The 5,727-nt window shown below is 61.5% G+C and carries 1 protein-coding gene; it reads right to left on the minus strand.

The window, feature by feature from the left end; translation table 11 throughout:
* On the minus strand, positions 1 to 5,727 hold a 5,727-nt coding region (locus GJ668_RS19165), incomplete at both ends, for an isopeptide-forming domain-containing fimbrial protein (RefSeq protein ID WP_155451700.1).

A 5,727-nucleotide genomic window follows, 5' to 3' on the forward strand; every position in this document is an offset into this window, starting at 1 on the left:
GCCTCGACCGGCACCGGCGTTACGGTATCGGTGTTGTCATCGGGATTGGGATCCGGCTCGCGGGCGCTGACCGTGGCGCTGTTGGTATATTCGCCTTCGGCCAGTACCTCAGCAGACAAATCTAGCGTGACACTCTCGCCGACATCCATCGAGCCGATCACCCAGAGACACGTGGTCGCGTCATATCTCCCCACACTTGGTATCGCAGACCGATAGCTGTAGCCGTTTGGCAAACGATCAGACACCTGTACCGCTGTTGCCAAATCAGGCCCCTGATTGACAACCGCCAAGCTGAACGTTACCTCGCCACCCACTAAAGGCGCCGCGTTATCGATAGTCTTTGTCAACGACAGGTCAGTCCGCGCCGATGGTGTCACCGGCGATCCGGTCGGCGGCACATCCTCGGGATCGATGTCTGATGGCGGTAGCGCTGGATCTAGACCTTCCAGTTGCGTCAAATCGTAGGTTTCACTAACAAAGGTCTCCCCTTCGGCCTCTGGCGGTGTCCACTCAGCCTCGCCTTGATTCTCATAGGTTTCTTCCGTTTCCGGGCGATCCACCAGCACATCAAACGCGATTTCCAGCCGGTTCGGAGCCTGACCGATGGTGCCTAGAGTCACCCCAAAATCCTGCCCAAAATTGGCCGTCACACGCACGCGACCGCGTGGCAGATCCGCGCTCGGCGCGTCGAATCCACAGAAATCAACGCTGGTCTCACCGTAGGGAGTGCAGATTGGCGCGCTAGCCATAGTCATGCCCTCGGGTGGCGGGTCGGTGATGGAGACGCCATCGGCACGAATGACGTTGTCGTTCACCCAAACCATGGTCCAGCGCACGATATCCTGTCCGCCAACCCGTCCAGTCTTAACCCCAAACGGAGGGTCGAAAACATAACCGAAGATGGCCGGAATGCTGTCAGCACCCCAGGCCGGCTCGGCATTAGGGATCGGGGAGCCATTCAGTTCGACCGGGGTCATGGTCAATTCGACATAGTTCAACAGACTGATGTCGCGGTTTTCTTCGTAATACCACACCGCTGTGGCCCCTGGAGCCAGCGGGAAGCGGCCGGAGCGCAGACGCAGACCAGCCTGATTACCCGGAGCGATGCCCAGACCTGCGTCGATGAAAACCGGATTATCCAGCCAGTTTTCACCGATGTTAGTGACGCTGAAACACCAGGTCATATCCACTGGGACGCGGTATTTGTTGACCACGCTGATTTCCTTGGAACCTGGGCAGCCAGCACCGGCGTCATGGTCCAGATAGGCGGTTTTGACCAAGTGAAGCTGACCATGCTCCGCGTCTTCGGTCAGAGTCGAGGCCTGTGCCTTGTTATTAGTGTCAGCAACTTCCGGCGTGGTGGTTGCAATTTCGCTCCACACGTCGATTGGCCCCTGTGGCGGCATGCTGTAGCTCAACTGCAATGAGAAGAGATCGCCTGTTTCCAGATGGTCGGGCAGACCGGTTAGCGTCACCCGCCCATCGCGCGGGTCATAGACACAGACCACGCTGCCACCGCCGCATGTCACACCGTCCAGTCCAGGTGTCAGGAGCAGCAGATAGATCACGCCCTCCGCCGTATCAGGCCCCAGGTTGGTGTAAGTCACGCCGACCTCGACCCGGTCGCCCAAGCTAGCGATGACAGGTGCCGTCACGCTGGTCATGACATCGGCAACCGACTGTGCCACAACGGAAACGGTAGTGCTCGCCGCACTCAGATAGTCGTTTTCGCCACCCTCCCCGTTCGTCTCACCATCACCCGTGCGACCACTGTCTGACGCACCGGTAGCGTCGGGTTGTGAGGCCCAGCTTAGTTGAGCCTGATTGACCAGCGATTGACCGGCCAATGCCAAATTGTTGACGCGGGCGCGATAGGTCAGGGTCGTCTGGCCCTGGGTCAGAGTCAGAGCCGATACGCTGAAGGTCAGGGTCTGACCATCGACCTCGGGTGCGGGGTCGCCCGTCTGGGCGATATAGCTCAATCCCGCCGGCAGGGTGTCGGTTACGGTGAGGTCGTAGGCGTTGGCGGCGCTCGTTGGGAGGTGACGCAGCGTCAGACTGTAGGTCACTTCGTCATTCAGCGCTAAGGGCGCTGAAGAATCAGCCATTTTTTCCAGAATCAGCGCCGGCTCAATGACCGTCAGATCCAGTGGCTGAATCCCGGACGTCTGTGGATCGGCGTCGAAGATGACAGTCTGAGTTTGCCCGGTCCCATCCCTATAACTGGTCTGGACTGCATTGCTCAGAGTCGCGTCGGCTGGGTTAGTCACAGCGACATTTGCGACCTGCGCGCTGATATCGATCGTCAGATAGTCGTTGTCGCGTCGACCGTCGGCAGGATTGATTACAGTCCCCAGATCGAAGTCCAGAATCGTCCGGCCCTGCGCATCGGTCGTGGTCGTCAGACCATGGCCGCTGTCGTTAAATTGATGCGTCAGGCCAAGCGATCCAGACCCGATCGTGGCACCTGTATAGCGCAGTCCAGCTGGCAAGGTATCGGTGACGATCACGCTATCGGTGCGACCCTCGATCAGACTGAGGGTCAGCCGATAGGTCACGGGCGCGCCAACGGCATAGCGGGTCAGGGTGGTGTCGGGATGGAAGCGCTTATCCAACGCGACGGTATCGCCCACCGTCAGTACCGGCGCCTGGGTTTCAAGCTGATAGTTGTTGAGCGTGTTGGGATCGTCCTGATTGGAGCCATCGCTTCCGGTGCGGGCCTGTGTCGTGTCGCCCGCCAGACTGGCGAAATCGACCACGACCTGGTTGAGCAGCGACTCGCCTGGTGTCACGTCGCTGGTCAGCCGCGCATCGAAACTCAGGCTGAGTGTCGAGCCAACCGGCAGCGTGAAGGGTGTGCTGGTCGTGAGACCGGTGGCATCCAGGATGAAAGCACTGGCGCCCACCCCGCCCACGCCACTGACCGTCAGCGTTCCGGGCACACCGCTCAGGCCAGCAGGTAGCAAATCGTCCAGACTGACGTTATGCGCGGCGGTCGTCGCCGAACCGCTGTTGCTCAGTGTGAGGCTGTAGGTCACTGTGTCGCCCGCCTGGAGACCGGCGGTTGGCGTGACGTTGAGGGTCAGCGCCAGATAGGGCTCGCCAACCAGCACCGTCTGGCTCTGCACGGCCGTTTGAGTGGCCGCGCCCGTGCCTGGGTTGGTGTAACGCAGTTGCGCGCCATTGGTCAGGGCGGTGTTGTTCTGATTCGACAGTACATTGTCGACCCGTGCCTGATAGGTCAGGGTGCGGGTCGTCGTGTTCAGCGTGCCTAGAGCGAAGGTCAGCGTTGGCCCGGAGACGGACACAGCTTCGCTGGCGCTGCCGGCGACATAGCTCAGACCGACCGGCAGGGTATCGATGATCTGCGCGCCACTCAGGTTCATGCCCGCCGGCAGGCTGACCGTGACCCTGTAGTTGACGATCTCGCCGATGGCGTAATGCGCCTGAGGGTTCTCGATGGTCTTGGTCAGACTCGGCAGGCCGACCACGATGGTCGCGCTGGCGCTGGTGGTATAGCCGTTGCTGCCCGTCCCCGTGCCGCCGGTGCGCTCGCCGTCGAGATTGCCGGCTGTGCCCGGCGTGGCGCTGTCCGTCCCGCTGGCGCCCGGCAGACTGGTCCAGGTCGCGGTCGCGGAGTTGGTGATCTGACTGCCGGGGATGGTGCCTGCCGTGGCGTTGAAGCTCAGGGTGACCGAGGCGCCGGGGGCGATCTCGGCGATGTCGCAGGTCAGGTTCAGGCCCGCGATCGCGCAGCCACCCGTCGTGGTTGAGGCACTGGTAAAGACCGCCGGCAAGGCATCTGCAACGCGGACATTGTAGGCGGGTGCATCGCCATTGTTGGTGACTGTCAGGGTGTAGGTTGTCGTGCCGCCACTCGACAGGAGTGAGGACGGTCCGGCGGTCATACCGAGCGTCAGTTCGGGTTCCTGGATCTTGACGGTCGCCTGCATCGGGGTGGCCGTCTGCTCGACTGAGAGCGCATTCCAGTAGCTCACGGTGCCGGCATTGCTCAGGTCGGTTCCGCGCACATTGCCGCTCGTGTTCAGCACCAGCACCTGATATTGCAGCACATAGCTGGCGCTGCTGAGCGCATTGGCATTGGTGACGTTGCCGAGCGCCAGTATCAGGGTCTGATCATCGCTGGCAACCACGTCGGAGACATCGACGAAGGCGTCATCCGTGATCTCGCTGCCGTAGCCGGTCTTCACGTTGATCCCGCCCGGATTGAGACTGGAGCCCAGGCTGTCAGCCGAGCGCGCCAGTTTTGCGGAGCCGTCCAGATAACTCAGACCGCTCGGCAGGGTATCCAGGAATTGGACCTGTCGGGTCTCGCCTGGCGGGATGCTGATGGTCAGGCGATAAGTCAGCACTTCGCCGATGAGTGCTCGACTGGCGTCGGTGACGGATTCACTGTGGGCCACGACCTGCTTGGCGATCGGGGTCGGGAATTGCGACCCGTTGATGACTGTGGTGAGTGTGGTGTTGCTCGATGCCGTTAGCCCGGTAGCGGAAACATCGGCCTGATTCTGGATCACGGTTCCGGTCGCGACGTCGCTGTTGATGACCACCTGGAAACTGACCGTGGCGGTCTGGCCGGCGGCGAGGTTGCCTAGATTGACCGCTACGGGACTGCTGCCGGTGACGGCACCCTGACTGGTCGTCACGGAACCGGCGACGACGCTGGTATTGGCCGGAATGGTATCGGTCAAGCGGACATTGGCGGCTGGCTCCGTACCCGTATTGGTCAGGATCAACGTGTAGCGCAGCGTGTCATTCGCGCTCGGCAGTCCATTCGCGTCCTGATCCACCGTGAGCTCCCAGAGCTTACGCACGTCGAGCAGCGGTGGGGTGCCGCTGACGGCAGTGAACACCGTCGGCTGGTTGCCGTCACTGGCCGTGCCGTTGCTGTCGGTCGTGGTGACCTGCGGACGATTGGCCGGATCGGTATAGGTGACGGTCGCCTGATTGGTGAAATCGCGGCGGCTATTCGACGGCACGGCATCGTCAGCGAGCTTGGCTTGGAAGGTCGCCGTGACGCTGGCGTTGGCGTCCAAATCGCCCGCCGCCCAGGTCACGACACCATTGGCGACCGTGATGGTTCCGGCTTCTGCACTGGCGCTGGCGGTGACATAGGTCAGGCCGGCCGGCAGGGTGTCGGTCAGACGTGCATCGGTCAGGGTCGCGCTGCCGGTATTTTGCAGCGTCAGACTGTATTTCACGGTGTCGCCGTTGCCGATGGCGGGACCGGTTCCACCAACTTTGGCCACCATTTTCTGAGCGTACAAAGTGCCGGCGGTCAGATCACCACCGACCCGGATATCAGCCCGATTGGTCGGCGTCGGCACAGTCTGGTCTGAATCGACCACGCCCTGGTTAGTAATCATCGTTCCGATGGGAACGTCCGCGTCAATACTGACCTGGAACTTGATCGTTACCTCGGCGTTGCTGGCGAGTGTTCCGACATTGAAGTTCAACACCTCACCGTCAAACGTGCCGACGGGCGTACTGCTGTCTGCGACATAGGTCGTATTGGCTGGTATCGGGTCGGTGAAGACGACGTTAAAGGCCGGGTCTGCGCCCGTATTCTTCAGCACCACGCTGTATTCGAGCGTCTCGCCGGCGAGCGCGTCCCCGCCATTGAGGTCGCTCACCGTTTTGCTGGCGGTGATGACCGCGTTAGTGGTGGGGGTGACGATGATCGCGGGGGCGGTGGCCTCGTAATTG

This window comes from Allochromatium palmeri (genome assembly GCF_009720725.1).
Taxonomy (GTDB): Bacteria; Pseudomonadota; Gammaproteobacteria; order Chromatiales; family Chromatiaceae; genus Thermochromatium; species Thermochromatium palmeri.